15 protein-coding genes and 1 pseudogene are annotated in these 19,184 nt (G+C 46.1%); 14 read left to right on the forward strand and 2 right to left on the reverse strand.

Features of this window, described 5'->3' with window-relative positions; translation table 11 throughout:
- Window positions 1–4: 4 nt before the first annotated feature.
- Window positions 5–205, reverse strand: a complete 201-nt coding sequence (locus AB4405_RS08980) for a DUF4250 domain-containing protein (RefSeq protein WP_372060491.1) — start codon at window positions 203–205, stop codon at window positions 5–7.
- A 123-nt stretch (window positions 206–328) separates the two neighbouring features.
- Entirely contained in the window at window positions 329–1,012 is a 684-nt protein-coding gene (locus AB4405_RS08985; protein WP_372060693.1) for a hypothetical protein, read from the reverse strand.
- A 179-nt stretch (window positions 1,013–1,191) separates the two neighbouring features.
- On the opposite strand from AB4405_RS08985, the gene AB4405_RS08990 reads away from it, so the two are divergent.
- The 14 genes and pseudogenes from AB4405_RS08990 to AB4405_RS09055 all read left to right on the forward strand — a co-directional run bounded on the left by AB4405_RS08990 (window position 1,192) and on the right by AB4405_RS09055 (window position 19,177).
- Window positions 1,192–3,423 carry a YgiQ family radical SAM protein gene (locus tag AB4405_RS08990; RefSeq protein WP_372060492.1) on the forward strand — a complete coding sequence of 744 codons (2,232 nt, stop codon included), beginning with the start codon at window positions 1,192–1,194 and terminating at the stop codon, window positions 3,421–3,423.
- A gap of 188 nt (window positions 3,424–3,611) precedes the next feature.
- Entirely contained in the window at window positions 3,612–3,947 is a 336-nt protein-coding gene (locus AB4405_RS08995) for an STAS domain-containing protein (protein WP_372060493.1), read from the forward strand.
- 42 nt (window positions 3,948–3,989) lie between these two features.
- Window positions 3,990–4,811 carry an OmpA family protein gene (locus AB4405_RS09000; protein WP_372060494.1) on the forward strand — a complete coding sequence of 274 codons (822 nt, stop codon included), beginning with the start codon at window positions 3,990–3,992 and terminating at the stop codon, window positions 4,809–4,811.
- Between the two features lie 86 nt (window positions 4,812–4,897).
- Window positions 4,898–6,916: pseudogene (locus AB4405_RS09005) on the forward strand (SLBB domain-containing protein); the annotation flags it as partial.
- Window positions 6,913–7,635 carry a chromosome partitioning protein ParA gene (locus tag AB4405_RS09010; protein ID WP_372060496.1) on the forward strand — a complete coding sequence of 241 codons (723 nt, stop codon included), beginning with the start codon at window positions 6,913–6,915 and terminating at the stop codon, window positions 7,633–7,635. The pseudogene AB4405_RS09005 and the gene AB4405_RS09010, both read left to right, overlap by 4 nt.
- A 133-nt stretch (window positions 7,636–7,768) precedes the next feature.
- Window positions 7,769–9,253: a sigma-54-dependent transcriptional regulator gene (locus AB4405_RS09015; RefSeq protein WP_372060497.1), complete on the forward strand. Its 1,485-nt coding sequence runs from the start codon at window positions 7,769–7,771 to the stop codon at window positions 9,251–9,253.
- Between the two features lie 18 nt (window positions 9,254–9,271).
- The gene (locus AB4405_RS09020) at window positions 9,272–10,336 is read left to right on the forward strand and encodes a glycosyltransferase family 4 protein (RefSeq protein WP_372060498.1); all 1,065 of its coding nucleotides are present in this window, start codon (window positions 9,272–9,274) and stop codon (window positions 10,334–10,336) included.
- 202 nt (window positions 10,337–10,538) lie between these two features.
- The gene (locus AB4405_RS09025; RefSeq protein WP_372060499.1) at window positions 10,539–11,741 is read left to right on the forward strand and encodes a glycosyltransferase; all 1,203 of its coding nucleotides are present in this window, start codon (window positions 10,539–10,541) and stop codon (window positions 11,739–11,741) included.
- Window positions 11,734–12,933: a glycosyltransferase family 4 protein gene (locus AB4405_RS09030; protein WP_372060500.1), complete on the forward strand. Its 1,200-nt coding sequence runs from the start codon at window positions 11,734–11,736 to the stop codon at window positions 12,931–12,933. Before AB4405_RS09025 ends, AB4405_RS09030 begins: the two co-directional genes overlap by 8 nt.
- A complete protein-coding gene (locus AB4405_RS09035) occupies window positions 12,926–14,332 on the forward strand; it encodes a lipopolysaccharide biosynthesis protein (protein ID WP_372060501.1) in 1,407 nt (468 codons plus the stop codon). The genes AB4405_RS09030 and AB4405_RS09035 overlap by 8 nt, the downstream gene beginning before the upstream one ends.
- Window positions 14,333–15,709, forward strand: a complete 1,377-nt coding sequence (locus AB4405_RS09040; protein WP_372060502.1) for an O-antigen ligase family protein — start codon at window positions 14,333–14,335, stop codon at window positions 15,707–15,709.
- Window positions 15,710–15,814: 105 nt separating this feature from the next.
- Window positions 15,815–16,642 carry a DapH/DapD/GlmU-related protein gene (locus AB4405_RS09045; RefSeq protein ID WP_372060503.1) on the forward strand — a complete coding sequence of 276 codons (828 nt, stop codon included), beginning with the start codon at window positions 15,815–15,817 and terminating at the stop codon, window positions 16,640–16,642.
- On the forward strand, window positions 16,635–17,756 hold the full coding sequence (locus tag AB4405_RS09050; protein WP_372060504.1) for a glycosyltransferase: 1,122 nt from the start codon (window positions 16,635–16,637) through the stop codon (window positions 17,754–17,756). Before AB4405_RS09045 ends, AB4405_RS09050 begins: the two co-directional genes overlap by 8 nt.
- Complete coding sequence (locus tag AB4405_RS09055) at window positions 17,753–19,177, forward strand: GumC family protein (protein WP_372060505.1); 1,425 nt, start codon at window positions 17,753–17,755, stop codon at window positions 19,175–19,177. The genes AB4405_RS09050 and AB4405_RS09055 overlap by 4 nt, the downstream gene beginning before the upstream one ends.
- Window positions 19,178–19,184 lie beyond the last annotated feature (7 nt).

Consider the following 19,184-nt stretch of genomic DNA (forward strand, 5'->3'; position numbering starts at 1 on the left):
GTGTTTATCGCTGATACGCTTTAAATTGATTGGTCAACGGATCGTACTTATAGCCTAGCATATCAAGCTTACCGACAACCCCTTCAATATCTAACTCATACGCGCATACCAATTCTTCAAAGGATTCACACTCTAAACGCAGCTTTTCGTTCACGATTCCCAGCAAAATGATGCTATCAAAACCACTGACATTACTTAAATCCATCGTCACTCTCCCCAAAAAAAAGCCAGTCTTTTAAAGACTAGCTTGGTTTAAAGAAATAGAAAGCGACACGCTGCTCATATTCAAGATGTCAGACTGTGTTCACATGAAACTTCCGCATCCGCCCTACATCACCGCGTAAAGCTGGAACAAGCCGACATTAGCAGAAAGTAAGCAAAAAAAGGCAACACTGAGCTGACGTTTTTCAGGGGCATGATGGCGAACAAGATGCCAGACCCAGCAAGTAACCCCCACTAGCAACATCACAAAAGACATCACAAGCTCAACCACATACTGCTGTGCGACACTTTCTTGCCAGTGATACGCGTTCCCTAAAAAGCTAACGGCGAATACGATCGCAAGTATCACTCCAGAAACAGGGAGAACGCTGTGGAAAGCTTGCAGACGGGTACGAGCAATCGTCAACAAAAGGTGAGCAAAGGCCGTACCAAGCAAAAGACCGGAACTTAACAGCGCTACCCCATGACCAAATGTTGCCTGCGAAGAAATAAGAATAGCGGAAAAGGCAATGCCAAACCCATTGGCTAGATGGATAACCCAAAACGGACCTCGCTCTCGCGTTTTGCCCGTTTTTACTTTTGAATAAAAATAGAAAATAGCAAAAACGACAAGAAAGGCCTCTACTTTAAGCGAGGCAATGGCCAACCACAGCAAACCAATAGCTGGCAACAATTTATGAATTCGGCCGCGCTGACCTGGACAGATATCACCTTTAGCCAATATGAGCGTAAGAATGAGCAATGTCACCGTAATAGATGGCGCTAGTAGCGTTAGAATTGAAGAAACCATAATTCCATTATTCACAGACATAAAAGTGCGCTGATGATATATCAGCTTGAGTCACTTTACTATTGTTGCTCTCAATGCCCATTCCATATAACCCTACGCTCTTTATTGACAAAGCTTTAATTTTGAAGTCTCTCGATTAGAAGTATATAATGCGCGCCTCCAAAGTTAGAGGTCAAAACATGTACAACGACATAACCCCAATCCATGAAACCAAAAAATACTGGGCTGAGTGCTACGGTGTTGCTCCATTTCTACCCACCAGTAGGAAAGAGATGGATGCTCTTGGTTGGGATAGCTGTGACATTATTATTGTAACGGGCGACGCGTATGTGGACCACCCTAGCTTTGGTATGGCAATCATTGGTCGACTATTAGAAGCTCAAGGTTTTCGAGTCGGTATCATCGCTCAACCGGAGTGGAACAACAAAGACGCCTTCATGGCGCTCGGCCAGCCGAACCTATTTTTTGGTATTACGGCTGGTAATATGGACTCAATGATCAACCGTTATACGGCTGACAAAAAACTGCGTCATGATGATGCTTATACGCCTAATAATGAAGGCGGCAAACGCCCAGACCGAGCCACATTGGTTTATTCTCAGCGCTGTCGTGAAGCGTTCAAAGAGACACCTATTGTGCTAGGTGGCATTGAAGCAAGCCTACGTCGAATTGCCCATTATGATTATTGGTCAGATAAAGTACGCCGCTCCGTGCTATTTGACGCAAAGGCCGACATTTTATTGTTTGGTAACGCAGAGCGAGCCCTAGTTGAAGTGGCCCATCGGTTGGCTGATGGCGAGCCGATAACAACGCTGACTAACATCCGCGGTACTGCCATTAACCTTCCTGCAGAGCCAGAAGGCTACAAAATCATTGATTCATCGCGAATAGAAAAACCGGGCAAAGCGTTTGTCCCACAGAATCCTTATGAAGTCGAAACAAATTGCGACACAAACAAAAAAGAAACCGATGTCACGGTAGAAGCTCAACCAATTGCGATTCGACCTTCCCGCCACGACTCAAAAACAACGGCCGTTAGGCTTCCGCCGTTTGAAAAGCTCAATAACGACCGTATTTTGTATGCGCACGCTAGCCGAATCATGCATTTGGAAACCAATCCTTATTCAGGTAGAGCGCTCATTCAACGTCACGGAAACCGTGAACTTTGGGTTAACCAAGCACCAATCCCACTGTCTACGAATGAAATGGATTACGTCTTTGGGCTTCCTTATGCTCGTGTACCTCATCCTGCCTACGGCAAAGCCAAGATTCCAGCTTACGAGATGATCAAAACCTCGGTCAATATCATGCGTGGCTGTTTTGGTGGCTGTTCATTCTGCTCTATTACCGAGCACGAAGGACGCATCATTCAGAACCGTTCTAAAGATTCCATCATCAATGAACTGGAAGAAATTCGTGACAAAGTGCCAGGATTTACCGGCACCATCTCTGACCTTGGCGGACCAACGGCTAACATGTACCGCTTAGGGTGTTCCGACCCTAAAGCAGAAGCAAACTGTCGTCGACCATCGTGCGTGTTCCCGGGCATCTGTAACAAGCTTAATACCGACCACAAACACACCATCGACCTCTATCGCTCAGCGAGAAAAGTCGATGGCATTAAGAAGGTCCTGATCGCTTCTGGTGTTCGATACGATTTGGCAATTGAATCACCAGAGTATGTCCGTGAACTGGTTACACATCACGTCGGTGGGTATCTAAAAATTGCCCCTGAACACACAGAGAAAGCCCCGCTGGATCTGATGATGAAACCCGGTATGGGCACGTACGATCGTTTCAAAGAAATGTTTGAAAAATACAGCAAGGAAGCAGGTAAGAAACAATATCTTATCCCTTACTTTATCTCAGCGCACCCAGGCGCCGAAGACGAAGACATGCTGAACTTGGCGCTTTGGCTGAAGAAAAACAACTTTGAGTGCGATCAGGTCCAAAACTTCTACCCATCTCCAATGTGTAATGCCACGTCCATGTATTACTCGGAGACCAACCCGCTCAAGCGAGTGAAGTACAAAAAACGAATCGATATACCCGTTGCAAAAGGTGAACGTCAGCGTCGACTCCACAAGGCGCTACTTCGCTACCACGATCCATCTAACTGGCCAATGATACGTGAGGCCCTCATTAGCATGGGTAAGGCGTACTTGATTGGCGAAAAAGACAGTTGCTTGGTTCCGGCCGAAGATCTGGATTCAAAAACCCCAGCTCAACGCAGAAAATCAGGCCGTCACGGTGCACATCGCTTCGCAACTAAGCACACCAAAGGTCAACCAGACATTCGTACCGATGGACAAAACCAACGAAATGGCAAAAAAAAGCCGGGTAGCCGAAACAATAGCGCAACGCCACCCACTAAAAAGCCAAACAAGAATAGACGACCTAACGCCAGATAAATCGACAGCGATGCAGGTTAAGACCCAGTATTGAACCGATTAGAAAACGCTTCTCAATTTGAGAAGCGTTTTTTTATTTTGGGAATCCCATTCCTTAATAATTTTAACCCATTGATTAAAAACAAATAAATTTCTGGCACGTAAGCTGCAATTCCTAATTTGTCTAACCTATCACTGAGGCAACAATCATGGAATTACTCAAAGCAGAAGCCAACAATAACCAAACACTTCATGTACAACTATTTGGTGACTTTGATGCTAAAGGAAGCCGAGAAGCTCAGACAGAAATAGATCATATTATTCATAATGATGGACATCATGAAGTAGAAGTTGATCTCAAGCAGGTTCACTTTATGGACTCTTCGGGCATCGGTGCTATTGTTTATCTATATAAGCGTCTTGTTGAACGTGAACGCGTGATGCGAATCGAGAATGCAACAGGACAACCGCTACAAATCATGAAGTTATTACGGATTGGGCAAGCCATTCCGATCAACACACACATCAGCAACGAATACTTATAATAACAGCGTGAAACGTCATCACGTTGAGCTAGGGATGGTTATATGGATGTAATTTCTCGCCTAAAAGTGATCAGTGTCGTCATGCTTCTATCGGCATGTACCAGTTATCCTGATGAAGGAACCGGAGGCATCGCTGAACAATATGCAGGATCCGACTTTTCACCGGTCATGCCTGATGAACCACTAGGGCCAGAGCATGGACTCAGGTTCGACTGGAAGCTCAGTAAGCTGCATTTAGACACGCTCATTCGAGAAGGCGCCAATTGGTGTTTCCCTGCTGCGGTACTGCAGGCTCAAGAAAAGCAAAATAGAATCGCGAGAGAATTAGAGGGCGGACTGTGGATTGACGCCGCCAACGATATCGTCATTCAACGCCAGAAACTGAATGACCTTGAACTTCGCCTTGATTACGTTCGCACACAATCCTCTTGCACGCCTCCCATGCAAGGGCAAGATTTCGATAACCTAATGGCTGTGGTTGAGGAAGTTTATGGGCTGCTCAATGTTGATAATCAATTTGCCTACGATTCAATTGAAGTCAACCCAAAGTACATGGGCCATTTAGCTGAAGCAACCAACATCCTAAAACAACACCCTACCATACGTTTGTCCGTCACCGGCCACGCTGACGCCACGGGTGGTGAAGAGTATAACGAACGCCTAGCATTAGGTCGGGCCAAGCAAGTGAAACGTTATTTGTCTATTTTTGGCCTTAACCCCAATCGTGTTGACACTAAATCATTAGGTGACGAACTCCCGCTTTATGAAGGCGATTCAGAAGGGGTGAAGCTGACCAATCGTCGCGTGAGTATTGAAGTCCTCGCCGATGATGATAGCTCGTATAGTTCGGGAGGTTCTCAATGATGTTTAAATCAATACTGGCTCACATCTTGACCTTCTTGTGCCTAATTGGGCTGGTTGTTACCCCTAATGCACTTGCCGATGACAAGCAGGTTCAGGTGGGCGACCTCATACAAGTTGATCTGCCGGGGGAACCGACACTCAATCGCGGTTTTCAAGTCGATAAACGAGGTCGTATTACCCTACCCGAAGTCGGTGCTATCTTTGTGGCAGGTTATGATGAAACCCAGCTCGCCACTACTGTGAGCACGGCTCTTTCGCAAGCTTTTCGTGACACCAGCAATGCGCAGGTCTACATCGCTGAAAGACAGATTCTTGTTTCAGTACAAGGGTACGTGACCTCTCCTGGTGAATATACGTTGCCGTTTAATTCTAATGTTCAAATGGCACTTCACGCGGCAGGCGGGCTACGCTCTGGCGCCCAACTTAACAAGATGATATTGAAGCGTGGCGCAGAGCGACAAAATTTTGATTACAAACGTTTCTTGGATACGGGCGACAATGACAACTTACCGCAACTACAGTCTTTAGACACATTGTTTGTCCCAGCGTCCCCTCTTGTTGGTAATATCGAACAAGAATTTGATCCCGCTAAACTGGCTGATGCAGGCGACAGCGCTGACGCAAGACGGGCTGTCAAAGTATTTGGCGAAGTCAACGCGCCCGGTTCGTTTTCATACAAGCCCAACACAGACCTTGTTGATGTGTTGATGCGAGCGGGAGGAGTGACACGATACGCTGGCGTAGAGCAGATCAGAATTATCAGTAACAACACGCCGACATTGTTTAATTTAAAACGTTATTTGGATTCAGGGGACGTCTCCATGCTCCCTCCCCTTGAAGCCGGTGCGACTATTTTTGTTCCTCGCCAAGAGGAAGAAATAAAATCAGGCGCCAACACCGTCTATGTCATGGGCGAAGTGGCAAGCCCTGGGGCTTATGAAGGCAAGCGCGGCGCTACCTTTATGGATATTCTCGCCAACGCTGGCGGCCCCACTCGTTTTGCAGAATCACGACAAATTCGCGTTATCAAATCAACGGGAAAAGTAGTTAGATTTGATATGACCGCATTCACCGAGGGATTAAAGGGTGGCCAAGCACCGGATATCGGGCCTGGTGATGCTATTTTTGTTCCTGAAAAAACAGACATGAATGAAAAATCATGGCTGAAGATCGCGCCGGACCGCGCGGTGAACGTTATTGGCGAGGTGGTGAGACCGGGCCGTATCGAGTGGTCAGATGAAATGGACCTAATGGATTTGCTTGCCCATGTGGGTGGTCCAACGCTTCGTGCTGATACGACAAAAATTGAAATTGCAAACGGACGCAAGACGACAGTTTTCAATCTAGACACCTTTATAAAAAAAGGCGCACCACAATCAGAGCTCCCGTACATCACAGCGGGTACCCTTATACGTATCCATGACCTGCCACAAGACCCATCCGACAACAAATCTCAATGGGTTCGTCAAAGCTCAGACGCCTCGATTTATGTTTTCGGACAAGTGAACGCACCCGGACGTTATCGATTCACCAATGAGATGCATTTTCTTGACATTTTATCGGCAGCCGATGGGCCTACCAAGGATGCTGACATTCATAATATCCGCGTCACTCACCGCGATAAAACGTACGCTAAAGTGAGTAAACTTAATTTATCTCTTTATTTTGAAACCGGTGATGAGACTATCCTACCGAGCGTGAGACCAGGCGATACCATTTACTTGCCAGAAAAAGACAAAAACTGGCTAGATACGCCTAAGGAAGAAACCATTCGTGTACTAGGCGCAGTCAACAACCCAGGTCGATATGCCTTTAATGACAACATGACCATTCTGGACATTTTAGCCGAAGCAGGTGGACCAAGCGACAAAGCCTACATGGAAAAAATCAGTGTCGTCAATATGTCTTGCTGCCAAGGCCAAGCTCGCACCTTTGACTTAGTCTCTTTCAGTAAAACAGCCGACATTCGAAAACTGCCAGTCCTACGTGCAGGCGATACCATTTACATCCCAGATCGACGTGACAGCTTCGCCGAAAAAGCGCGAATCGGGCTTACTGATATCCTAAGACTAACAACCACTATCGTATTAATAGGAGCACTATGATGACGATTCCGTCTACGCATTCAGAAATTGAAGACATTTATCTTAGTGCTGAGCTGCATCAATGCCGCTCATTATGTATCTCTGCGTGTAACGAGGCCGAGGGGACAACATCCATCGCTCAAGCCTTAACTGAACGATACCTCCTTGCGGGACACAAGACCTTGCTGGTCGATCTAAACCTCAATCATCCGACACTTTCTCCGCTGTCAATTGGGTCACAACAGGATGACCCTCTCAACGAGCAAGCTCATGGCTCTAGCACTTGGGTGCAACACAATGATTCACCAAAGGTTTTTCTTGGCGTCTCTGCCCCTAGTGACCCAGGAACGCGTTTAGCCTACAAAGATCCAAACTTTTTAAGGCAAGAAGTGGCGAATTGGCTTACCGAATTTGATCGAGTAATCATCGACACTTCTCCCATTCTTAACGTTAACAAAAATAATATCCCTGCATCTTGCGTTGCTAATGCTTGCGATGGCACATTCCTTGTTGTTTTAGGTGGTGTTACGCTCGTTAATCAGGTCTCAGATGCGGTGCGACGCCTTTCCCAAGGAGAGCACACCCAAATATTAGGGACCATTCTTAATTACCAACATCAACCTACGTTATCTGCAGAGATTTGTCGGGAATTAAACCGATTACCTTGGCTACCTCAAAGCTTAATGACTCGTTTGAAGAACAAAGTTAACAACAGTTCGTTTTTGTCGCTGTCAATTTAGGTGTCGTTGAGATGAGTTTTTGTGTTATCGCTATTAGTTTCAGGTTGTTACCGATACTTTTCAATAACACCACCTTACTTTTCGTCTATGATTAATGCATAGGGATATACCAAGAAAAGCAAAGGATCTCGATATGACACCGAAAGTACTTCTGATTGAGGACTCATCGTCTTTGGCAGTACTCTACACACAGTTCTTAAAAGATGAGCCTTACGACGTCATACACGTTGCAACGGGCGGTGAAGCCAAAAGAGTCTTAGAGCGGACGTTACCTTCATTAGTGATTCTTGACCTGCAATTACCTGATATGCAAGGCGAAGTCATATTGGAATGGATTGCAGAACAGAATCTGCAAGTGCCCGTCATCATCGCGACAGCACATGGTAGTGTCGACATTGCCGTCAACCTTATCCAAAAGGGTGCCAAAGACTTTTTAGAAAAGCCGATTCGTGCTGACCGATTAAAAACCTCAATTCGCATCCACTTAAAGCAAGCAAAACTCGAAACGATGCTTGATGATATTCAACAACGAATGGATCGACAGCATTTTCATGGTTTTATTGGTGCTAGCCTTCCCATGCAAGGGGTATACAAAATTATCGATGCTGTTGCGAACACCAACGCCAGTGTGTTTGTCATCGGTGAAAGTGGCACCGGTAAAGAAGTGTGTGCGAATGCTATCCACAATGAAAGCGACAGAAGAGACAAGCCTTTTATCGCCATCAACTGTGGTGCCATACCCAAAGATCTTATGGAAAGTGAAGTATTTGGTCATATGAAAGGAGCATTCACAGGGGCAACCACCGATCGGAAAGGCGCAGCTTCTCTCGCTCATGGCGGGACCCTATTTCTCGATGAACTTTGCGAGATGGATTTAGAGATGCAGAAGAAACTACTTCGTTTTCTGCAAACTGGAACCTTTACTCCACTTGGTGGGACAAAGGAGCACCAGGTCGATACTCGAATTATTTGTGCCACCAACCGTGACCCATTACTCGAAGTCCAAGAGGGCCGCTTTCGAGAAGACCTTTACTACCGAGTGCATGTGGTACCGGTTCATATGCCGCCTTTGCGTGAACGTGGTGACGATATCGTGACCCTTGCCGAGCACTTTCTGTTGCAATACGCGAAACAAGATAAGAGAAGTTTCCAATCCATCACTCAAGATGCAAAGAGGTATTTCAAGAAGTATCAGTGGCCTGGCAACGTTAGACAGCTGCAAAATATCATTAGAAATATAGTGGTACTTAACGATGATAAATCACTTGGCATTGAGCATTTACCAAAAGAAATCAAAGGAGCGTCAATCACTAAGCCACACCTCGTTCCCCAGCCTTCGACTTTCGTGGAGCCAACGACCCAGCCTCCTGTTAGCCAAAACGAAGCAACGCAAAGTGATGCCCCAGCGATGATTGATGTTTCCACAGACGTGTCAACCAACTCCGCGACTCAAAGCGATAACATACGGCCAATGTGGCAAATTGAACGAGAAACCATCCAACAAGCCATTGATTTTTGTGATGGCAATGTCCTAACTGCAGCAGTATTACTAGAACTAAGCCCATCCACCGTCTATCGAAAGAAACAAGCTTGGGAAGCGGAAGATCGTGCTTACTAATACTAAGTCCAACGCATCATGATTTGGCTAGTACTTGATAGTAGCGGGTTTGGTGGGATCGAAACCCATGTGGTTGAACTTGCCAAAGGGTTAATAAGCCACGGACAACAAGTGAACGTCGTGCTGCTCAGCGACTACGGGGAACGCTCCGCGGTCGTTGACAAGCTCGACCAAAATGATGTGCCCCACATGGTATTGAGTACCCATTACCCAGACCAACCTCAATGGTCGCACATTGGTTTGGCCATCAAGGCCGCGCAACTCGATGGCAATGGACCGGCAACCATTCACTCTCACGGCTATAAAGCCAATATTCTCTGTCGACTCACGAAATTACGCCACCGCTCCTTCAAGATTACCTACGTCGCGTCTTTTCACGCAGGTGAAACACCAACTGGGCGTGTGAAAATATATGATTGGATTGATCGCTATACCTCCCTAATGAATCATGAGCGAATTGCCATCAGTCAGCTCATTCTTAGCAAACTGCCTTTATCGTCGCGTGCACGGTTCATTAATAATTTCGTCCCTATCCCTGACGAAGATAACAGCAAAAAAGACAGTAATAAGACCAAAAACGTGTCCATAGGGTTTGTAGGGCGCTTGAGTGAAGAAAAAGACCCCCAACGTTTCTTATCTATCGCCAAGCACTGCCACTTCGCTCAATTTAATATCTATGGTGATGGGCCAATGCGAGAAGCCCTCATCAACCATGCCTCTAATAACGTCGTTTTTCATGGTCAGCAGAGCCAAATGAATACCGTCTGGCCAACCATTGATTTACTCCTGATAACCTCTCAATTCGAGGGGTTACCGATGGCTGCACTCGAAGCCATGTCGCGAGGCATTCCCGTCATCAGTTTTCCTCTTGGTCAGCTGCCCGAGTTGATTACGACGGGTTCGAGTGGTTGGATTGTCGACACCTCTGAAGAGATGATACTTCAAGTAAATCATTGGATGACCTTATCTCAGCAGCAACGTCGTAGTATTTGCCAAGCCGCAAGAGAACGCATTAAACACGCCTATTCAACCGATGTTGTCGTACCGCAGTTTATCAACTTGTATCAACGGCTAATCAAGTAAGCCCCTTCTTGATCGTTAGCCATCGTCCTTGCTCCCTTACTCAATGGTCGTCTCAATCTGATTCCTATATTGAGAACATTCTATCCATTGAACTTACCTATGTTATAAAAAACCACTAACCCACTGTTATTATGGTGAAAATTTAATTGGCATTGTCTTTGCTCTCTTCCTTTATCAAATAAGCGAAGAATCAGAGGCAAGTATGAAAAATATTTTATACGTTCATTTTGGTGATAACTGGATTAGAGGAAGTGAGCAATGCTTACTTCAATTAATTGGCAGCTTAGACACCCAGCGCTTCTGCCCCATCGTTTGGACCAATAACCCAGCACTCCACGATAAACTTATCTCCAACGGCGTGTCCTCGTATCTTGATTCGTTCACTTTGATGATGGGCGGATACCAGCCTAACTTTGATGTAAAAAATTGGTTGTCGCTCGTATTGAAAGGAAGAACACTAATTCGTAACAACACTATCGATGCGATACACGTCAACAGCGGCGCACCATGCCAGTGGATGAATCTCGTTGCTAAGTTCACCAAAACACCGCTGGTCACACAGCTGCATTCCGATTACTTACTTAGTGATCGTTTCTGGTTAGCGATACACCTGTCACCAACGGTCGTCACCGTGAGTCATGCCATTTCAGAGAACCTACTATCAGATGGATTCCCAAAAAAAAGATTAGAGGTCATCCACAACGGCATCGCAAACCCCTCAGTCATAACCCATCAACCAAATTGGGTTAAAGATAGGCTCGGCATCAAACACTCAACCTTGTTGTTTGCTACGGTCGGTTCCCTGATACATCGTAAGGGCATCGACAGGCTACTCAATGCACTGGTCACGCTGAAGACAACACTTAACCCTCCGCACCTGCTCATTATTGGTGACGGTGAGCTTAATCAGGCGTTGCGATCTCTGGCTACGCACCTAAAGGTAGATAAGCAGGTCACGTTTGTTGGCGAGCAAGATAACGTGGCGGCTTGGTTACACGGTGGGGTAGACGCGTTCATTAGCGGGGCGAGAGAAGAGGCTTTCGGGTTAGTAGTGGCAGAAGCGGGGCTCGCGCAATTGCCAATTATTGCACCAAACATTGGTGGTATCCCTGAATTTGTCACACACCATGTCAGTGCCTTGTTGTATGACAACGACCGTGAATTACTGGACTGTTGGCAGACTCTTATCGAGCAATATGACACATTAGCACCAAAGATTAGCCAACAAGCTCACAACTATATCTCCAATAATCTGAGCATTGAAGCGAATACGCATGCACTACAACGTGTATATGACGTCATAATTTCCAATCAAAACAATCGCCAAACCTCTCTTTTCGCAGCGTTCAGACCATTAAAAACCTTAGCGCAACGTTATTGGACAGGAGTCATGCACAATGCTTAATCAAAACACATTATCACGTCACATCGTTGTTTTTGACCCTATGCCATTTCATGGCGGCTCTAAAGTAGCAACTCAAAGTATTTTATCGCTTTGTGACGAACCGAATATGACCGTCAGCGTTATCACGGCTCATCCAAAAGGGTGGGAAAACACGGGTCTGCAGGGCCACATTTCCGTCAATATTCTCTCTATTCCGTTCGCTTCAGTGGTCTCTAAATTAAAAGGTCGCGCGTTCTATCTGTTGTTAGTCTACCGACTGTTCTGGTGCCTGATTTATCTCGCTTGGTTACCAAAAGTATCGCTTCTTGTTGGCTCGACACAGCCTGGTTCTGATATGCCTTTGTACTTTCTTAAACGCTGGTTTGGCTATCCCGTTTTACAATTTATTCACGGCCCCGTTGGAAACTCACGCTCTGTCGCTTGGTGTTTAAAGAACGCTGATAAAATCTATTATCTCGATAGTGCAGTAGAGTCGATTTTGATTGCGTTAAACTTGAGTCCCCAACCGAGTCAGCACAGCGACTTCGCCGTGACTGGCGCTACAAAACCTCTCACATTAGAGGATATTAATGCGTCACGCTTTATTAATGGGTTGAGCGTGGCGCAATGGCCAAGGTTACGCAATCAAAGCCGTGCACGTGTATTTTGGGCAGCATCATTACTTAAATGGAAAAACTTAGATTTATTGACCGAAGCGCTTTCGATGCAAACACAACCAATAAGCGGTGATGTTTGCTACATAAGACCCAGTAAGATGGTTGCACTTCAAGATCAATGTGTCGCGCCACAAAATACACCTAGAATCACCTGGCACCAACAGCCCAATAATCTTGATGAAATTCGTATGAACTCGAGTATCTTCGTCTCAACAAGTGTTAACGAACCATTTGGCTTATCGATATTAGAAGCAATGGCGGCAGGGTTGTGTCCAGTTATACCGCACGACGGGGCTTATTGGGACAACCAACTCACCGACGGGGTAAACTGCATCAAATACACCGCCAATGACGCATCATCTCTGGCGAGCAAGCTCCAGTTTATCACTCAACACCACTTAGCAAGAGAAAACATCAGTATTGCCGCTCTCGAGTACGCACAGCACTACCAAGCCGATAATGTTTATCGTGATATCCTAACGTCGATCATGTCCTTGTCGAAGCCAGCCATGCTGCATGAGGCTTCCAATGAATAAATCATGGCATCAGTTTCTCACCTATGCGCTAAGCATTGTTATCACTCGAGGTCTTTCTTTGATCATGCTGCCTTTTATCACGCGTTATCTAGCGCCTGAACAAATAGGTAGATTAGAATTACTTGCCACCATCGGCGTGTTTATTGGTTTGTTCATCACCGTCTGCCTTCACGAGGCCCTGTATCGCTTTGCAGGACATTACCGTTCATTAATAAAACAATATGTCATCGCCAGTAAGCTGTTTACGTTGTCTTGTTTCGTCGCCATCATTATCACTATGATCGTCTTAGTGGCGTCGCTATTCATCCCTAATGAGTCGCTACTGCCCATCACTCGCCAAGAACTTGTCCTTACCCTCATCACTGTGATGTTTACCGGGCCGTTGTCTATTGCCACCGCTTGGTTGCGAATGCAAGACAAAGCTCGCTTATTCTTAGCCATCAGTTCAGCCGCGAGCCTTATCCAAGTGCTATGGATTGTTGTTGCGCTTACCACACAAGCATCCGTTGCCAGTATCTTGTGGGCGGCTCTCATTTCAACATTGATTCAAATCGTCGCACTGCAGTGGGTCAATCGACTCTCGCTTAGAACATCAAGTTTGAAATCGATACAGACCTACACATGGTACACCTTCCCTATCGTTGGTTCGGGTGTGGTTGCCTTTGGGTTAAGTGGGGCAGAAAAATGGATACTTGCTGCAAGTACGTCATTACTTGAGTTAGGCTGGTATGCCATCGCGGCAAAGTTTGCGCTTGCCGCTTGCTTGTTAGTGCAACCATTTGGGATGTGGTGGATGCCAAAACGATTCAATGTCCTTAGAACAGCCGGAAATAATCAAACGGTTAAAATCACCCAAGCCGGCCTTATTTATGTCTGTATCGTCACCACCTGCATGAGCTTCATCGCCCCTTTATTTATTACCGCCGCGTTGCCAGACACCTACCACTCAGCAATTAACTATATTGTTCCAGTCCTCATTATTGCCTTGTTCAAAGAGCTGTCTGAAATCACCAATATTGGTATTCTTTATCGCAAGCAAACCAAACAATTGCTGGTGATTAATTCCGCATGCGCAGCCGCAGGTATCCTATTAGCAACCATTGCTAGTCAGTGGGGCATCATGGGTATTTTGACCACGTTATGTACTGTCGGGTTTGTTCGCTTTATTGCCGTTTATATCGTCAGCCAACGGCTATTGCGACTAGAATACAATGTATTACCTGTCGCGTTTATCATACTTTTAACCGTTGTCTTAATCTCATTTTCAAGCCAAGTTACGCAAGTTGAATCACGCCTTGTGCTATCGTTGCTCGCCCCTATTTGTGTGCTATTGGTCACGCTCATATTGCAACGTCTCTCTCATATCAATTTCCCTTCCCTATACCTGAGGGAGCGCTAGATGTCAGTCACTCACCAAAGCACTACAGAGCATCATTGCACGCTGAGTATCGTGTTGACGCTGACCGTTGGTCTTATTTGGTATTTGGTCCCACACCCTATTCTCGCAGTGGTGATTAGCTTATTACCTATTGCTATTTTAGTGGTGTTGAGCCAAACATTTTGGCTTGTATTACTGTTTGTTGTGTTTTCTTTTTTTCGAATCCATGAAGTATTTCCAGCGCTCTACCCCCTTAGAATTCCGTTAATGCTCTCTGCTGGTGCACTTGCCGCGCTGCTCTGGCATACACTCATCAGTCGTCAGGTAACGCTATTTTGGCATCGCTGCTTTATATGGCTGTTCGCCTTCTGGGGTATCGTCCTGATTGGAGTGCTCCTAGCAGCCAACCGTGACGTCGCGATGACCATGTTTAAAGGCACCTATTGGAAAATCATGATAATGACTTTGGCAATTGCATGGCTCATTACCTCACCCAAAGAACTGTCTAGGTTTTCTGTTCTCATGATTATTTCAGGTTTTTTAGTTAGCTGTGTGGCATTGTTCAATTCGGTGAATGGGATTGGATTGGTGGAAGGTTCACGAGTCACAATTGGACGGGACTTCGGGTCAATGTTAGGTGACCCCAACGATTTAGCCTTGGTATTGATGTTTCCATTAGCATTTTCAGTGGCGATCGCTACAACCAACGGTATCAACAAAGGCTTTAGAACCTTATCTTTCATTACCTCGCTCTTATTAATGATGGCCGTCATTGCGACGCAAAGCCGTGGCGGTTTACTAGGCTCTCTGGCAGTATTGGGCGTTTATGCTTGGCGATTAATCCCGTCTAAAACTTTGCTTGTTTTTGTGGCTTCCACAGCCATGGTTGTACTCTATGCAGTAGCGGGTATTTCTAGTCGAGCATCCGGAGGAGCAGCAGAAGCTGGCATTGATGCATCAGCAATGGGGCGTCTATACGCCTGGGAAGCTGCGTTTAAAATGGCACTCGACAACCCCATTTTCGGCGTCGGTTTGAACAACTTCTATTACAACTACTACTTCTACAGCCCGCATTGGGATGGCCTCAATCACGCGGTTCACAGTACATGGTTCGGTGTGTTAGCAGAGACCGGTTTTTTGGGGCTAGGACTGTTTATTATCTTTATCGTTTCTCTTGTTCGCTGTGCGACAAGTACACTTCGCAAACTCGACAGCACAACCTCAGCACCACCTTATTTAAAAGCCATGGCTATCGCGGTCTACAGCGGCTTAATCGGCACGATAATATCTGGTACCTTTTTGACACAAGGATTCAACTGGCCCATTTACATTCTGGCCGCTCTCACTATTGCGGTATCACAAATTGCTTCTCAATTTGAGAATCGCCCTCAGCAATAATAGAATCCAAACCCAAACCATTGATAATTAGCCAATTATTTTATGGCTCAATTCTTGTAACCCTCTTAGTTAACTCAAACGCTTGATACTAAAAGGACGATCAGAATGAGTTTTGTCACAGCGCACAATTTAAAGTATTGGTTGAAGAATCATCCTAGTCCCTGGGGACCGCGTCTTTTTGTCTTCTTAAAACAGTGTCGCAACGCAAGCTTACCTGCGCCACGCTGGTTCAACAAAAGTCTCTACATTGTTTGTACATCTGCTCGAGATGCGTTTGCAACGCTCACCCGAGTGTTTGTCTATACCCCTGCGTTTAAGGGGCGTCTGCAACAGTGTGGGCAGGCGCTCTATCTTTACGGTGGATTGCCATTCATCTCAGGACCGGTGAGCATCAGTGTGGGCAATCAATGTAGAATTTCTGGCCAGACAACATTCAGCGGGCGTTCGACTACCACACCCAGCGCTAGTGGCCCTCAACTGATCATTGGTAACAATGTCGGCATCGGCTGGCAAGTGACGATGGCAATAGGGCAAACTATTGAGCTACAAGACAATGTACGTATCGCGGGTCGCTGCCAACTTTTCGGCTACTCTGGCCACCCACTGGACGCAGTCAAGCGAGCAAAAGGTGAACCCGATGAAGATCATCGTGTTGGCAGCATAGTTTTGGAGCAAGATGTTTGGTTAGGATCAGATGTCACGGTACAAACTGGAGTGCGCATTGGACAAGGTACCATTGTCGCCGCCGGCAGCGTTGTTACCCACGATTTACCGCCCTTTGTCATCGCCGCAGGCTCTCCGGCGAAAGTCATTAAATCTATCACTGCTGACACTGCGTCATCAGACACAGACGTCCTCTCTGTTATCCGTGAACAAAAGATTCACCAAGACCACGATGTTGAGAATAACGAGCAGGAGAATACCCATGAATGATCTCATCGTTTTTGGCGAAGACTACGGGGCTCTGCCTTCTAGCACGCAACATCTCATCAGCCGCATCGCGAATACAAGACAAGTGCTTTGGGTCAATTCCATAGGCTTACGCCAGCCTCGCTTCAACAAAGCAGACTTAACACGAGTGGGCCAAAAATTACTTGGTCGGGGAAAGTCTGCACAGGTTGGCATGCAATCTTCGGACATCCCATCTTCGATTCAAGTGATCAACGTGCGAACTATTCCGGCTCCTAGTTCGAAGTTTGGGCGCATAGTAGCAGCGGTACTCACTCGTGCTCAAATAAAGCCATGGATACGAAAACTCAACCTTAATGCCCCCATTTTATGGACATCCCTTCCAACAGTCGCGGATCTTTGCGGCACCCTTGGAGAGTCAAGTGTGGTGTATTATTGTGGCGATGACTTTTCGGCACTCGCCGGCGTAGACCACCACACGGTTCGCGAGCATGAAAGACGCCTTGTTGAACAAGCTGATATGATTCTCACGGCCAGTGAGAAGCTACAACACAAATTTCCCGCAGATAAACAGCGCCTATTAACACATGGGGTTGACTGCCAATTATTTTCTTCCCCAAGCATACGAGCGAACGATCTTCCTGATGGCGACCGACCTATCGCTGGTTTTTATGGCAGCCTTTCTAGTTGGCTCGATTATGAGCTTCTTAACCAAGTTATCGTCGAAATGCCTGATTGGGATTTCGTCTTCATCGGGCCAAATGAAATGAAGTCGAACCCTCTCATAAAGGCAGATAACGTCTTTGTCCTTGGAGCTAGACCTCACTCTGAATTGCCTAGTTATAGTCAACACTGGACGGTTAGCTTGTTACCGTTTTTAAATAATTCCCAGATAGAAGCCTGCAATCCTTTAAAACTAAAAGAATACCTAGCCGCACGACGCCCCATTGTCACTACAGAGTTTCCAGCGCTCGACCCTTATCGTACTCACATCAATATTGTAGAAGACAAAACATCGTTGATTTCGACACTCAGACAACTTGAGGCACACCCTGACCTGTTGCCAGAAGGGATTGTTGATAACGAAAGTTGGGACAACCGAGTCGTAACATTAGAACGTTACTTGGAGTCACTATGAATGAACTAAAATTTCGCCTTTTAATTATTTTCAGTGCAGCTTGGCGACGCCGATACGCCATCGTGATTCCTATCTTACTAATGCCAATTATTGCGTTTGCCATCAGCGGTGTTACTCCACTTAAATATAAAGCGCATACCAGTATGTTGATTCAAGAAACGGCAAAAATGAACCCTTTCCTTGAAGATTTGGCCGTCTCAACCATGCTAAAAGACCGAATCACGGCTCTGAAAACATTGCTAAATAGTCGTCATGTATTGAGATCCGTGGCATTTGACCTTGGACTAATCAATGACAATATGCGTCCCGACGATATCGAACGTATCATCAGCAAGATCGCCGTTAGCTTGAAGGTGACGCAGTTAAGCAAAGACTTTATCAAAATTGAGCACACCGCTGACCGCCCTGACGGCATGGAAGCGTTACTCGAATCGGTCAGTATCCACTTCATTGAAGAGCTTCTCGCTCCGGAACGATCATCCATCCGTGATTCCAGTGAGTTCCTTGCTATTCACATCGACAAAAGGAAAAAGGAGCTCAACGAAGCCGAGCTCGCGTTAGCGGACTATTATAATCGTTTCTCATCATCAACACCTGAAATGCAAAACGAAAACCTTAGTCGCCTTGCTTCCCTAAGGCAGACTCTGGCTGAAAAGGAAGCGGAACTTTCAGGGGTCGAGAAAAGCCTGGGTACACTCGATCAACAGCTCTCTAAAACCAACCCGATAGTCGGGCGAATCGAAGAACAAATCATTGAAACACGCAGTGCACTTACCTTACTTAAAGCCAAATACACCAGCAATCATAGTGCCGTTCAGGCTAAAAATCGCGAACTGCAACGTTTAGAACAAGAAAGAACGTTACTTCTCAATTCCGAACAGTCTTCTTTGGACAGCGAACAACTATGGGGAATTGCTAGTGCGTCATCAGGTAACGACAGGACTAACTTGCAACCTCTATTAATTACGCAGTTACACAGCTTGCAGCTCGTTCGGGGAAAATACGAATCGCTCAAACAGGAAACGGCGAGCCTAACAACGATGATTGACGATCTCACGTCAACCTCACAAACCTACGGGAGCAATGCGAAGCAACTACTAGAGCTCACCCGAGACGTAGGATTGAAACGCCAGCTTTATGATGAATTAGTACAGCGGTATGAGATGGCTCAGTTGACTGGATCACTCAGTGTCTTCGAACAAAACAAACGGGTAAAGATCATCGACAGGCCATTTACCCCCAGCGTACCCACTAACCTGCCCACGTTCTTCTTTATCTTAGCAGGAATAATCGGCGGGATTGCGTTAGGGGTTGGAACTGCCATTTTATTAGAGCTGTTTGATACCACTATCAGAACCAAGCAACAACTAAAACAAGTGTCGGGACTTTCTATTGTTACCGCCATACCGAAATGTAACTAACTTAAAG

Origin of the sequence: Vibrio sp. 10N.261.51.F12 (assembly GCF_041471725.1) — a bacterium.
In the GTDB taxonomy this organism is placed as follows: Bacteria; Pseudomonadota; Gammaproteobacteria; order Enterobacterales; family Vibrionaceae; genus Vibrio.

Coding starts and splice junctions, on each gene's coding strand:
- AB4405_RS08980 (WP_372060491.1), bottom strand. CDS start 205: ATGGATTTAAGTAATGTCAGTGGTTTTGATAGCATCATTTTGCTGGGA.
- AB4405_RS08985 (WP_372060693.1), bottom strand. CDS start 1,012: ATGGTTTCTTCAATTCTAACGCTACTAGCGCCATCTATTACGGTGACA.
- AB4405_RS08990 (WP_372060492.1), top strand. CDS start 1,192: ATGTACAACGACATAACCCCAATCCATGAAACCAAAAAATACTGGGCT.
- AB4405_RS08995 (WP_372060493.1), top strand. CDS start 3,612: ATGGAATTACTCAAAGCAGAAGCCAACAATAACCAAACACTTCATGTA.
- AB4405_RS09000 (WP_372060494.1), top strand. CDS start 3,990: ATGGATGTAATTTCTCGCCTAAAAGTGATCAGTGTCGTCATGCTTCTA.
- AB4405_RS09010 (WP_372060496.1), top strand. CDS start 6,913: ATGATGACGATTCCGTCTACGCATTCAGAAATTGAAGACATTTATCTT.
- AB4405_RS09015 (WP_372060497.1), top strand. CDS start 7,769: ATGACACCGAAAGTACTTCTGATTGAGGACTCATCGTCTTTGGCAGTA.
- AB4405_RS09020 (WP_372060498.1), top strand. CDS start 9,272: ATGATTTGGCTAGTACTTGATAGTAGCGGGTTTGGTGGGATCGAAACC.
- AB4405_RS09025 (WP_372060499.1), top strand. CDS start 10,539: ATGAAAAATATTTTATACGTTCATTTTGGTGATAACTGGATTAGAGGA.
- AB4405_RS09030 (WP_372060500.1), top strand. CDS start 11,734: ATGCTTAATCAAAACACATTATCACGTCACATCGTTGTTTTTGACCCT.
- AB4405_RS09035 (WP_372060501.1), top strand. CDS start 12,926: ATGAATAAATCATGGCATCAGTTTCTCACCTATGCGCTAAGCATTGTT.
- AB4405_RS09040 (WP_372060502.1), top strand. CDS start 14,333: ATGTCAGTCACTCACCAAAGCACTACAGAGCATCATTGCACGCTGAGT.
- AB4405_RS09045 (WP_372060503.1), top strand. CDS start 15,815: ATGAGTTTTGTCACAGCGCACAATTTAAAGTATTGGTTGAAGAATCAT.
- AB4405_RS09050 (WP_372060504.1), top strand. CDS start 16,635: ATGAATGATCTCATCGTTTTTGGCGAAGACTACGGGGCTCTGCCTTCT.
- AB4405_RS09055 (WP_372060505.1), top strand. CDS start 17,753: ATGAATGAACTAAAATTTCGCCTTTTAATTATTTTCAGTGCAGCTTGG.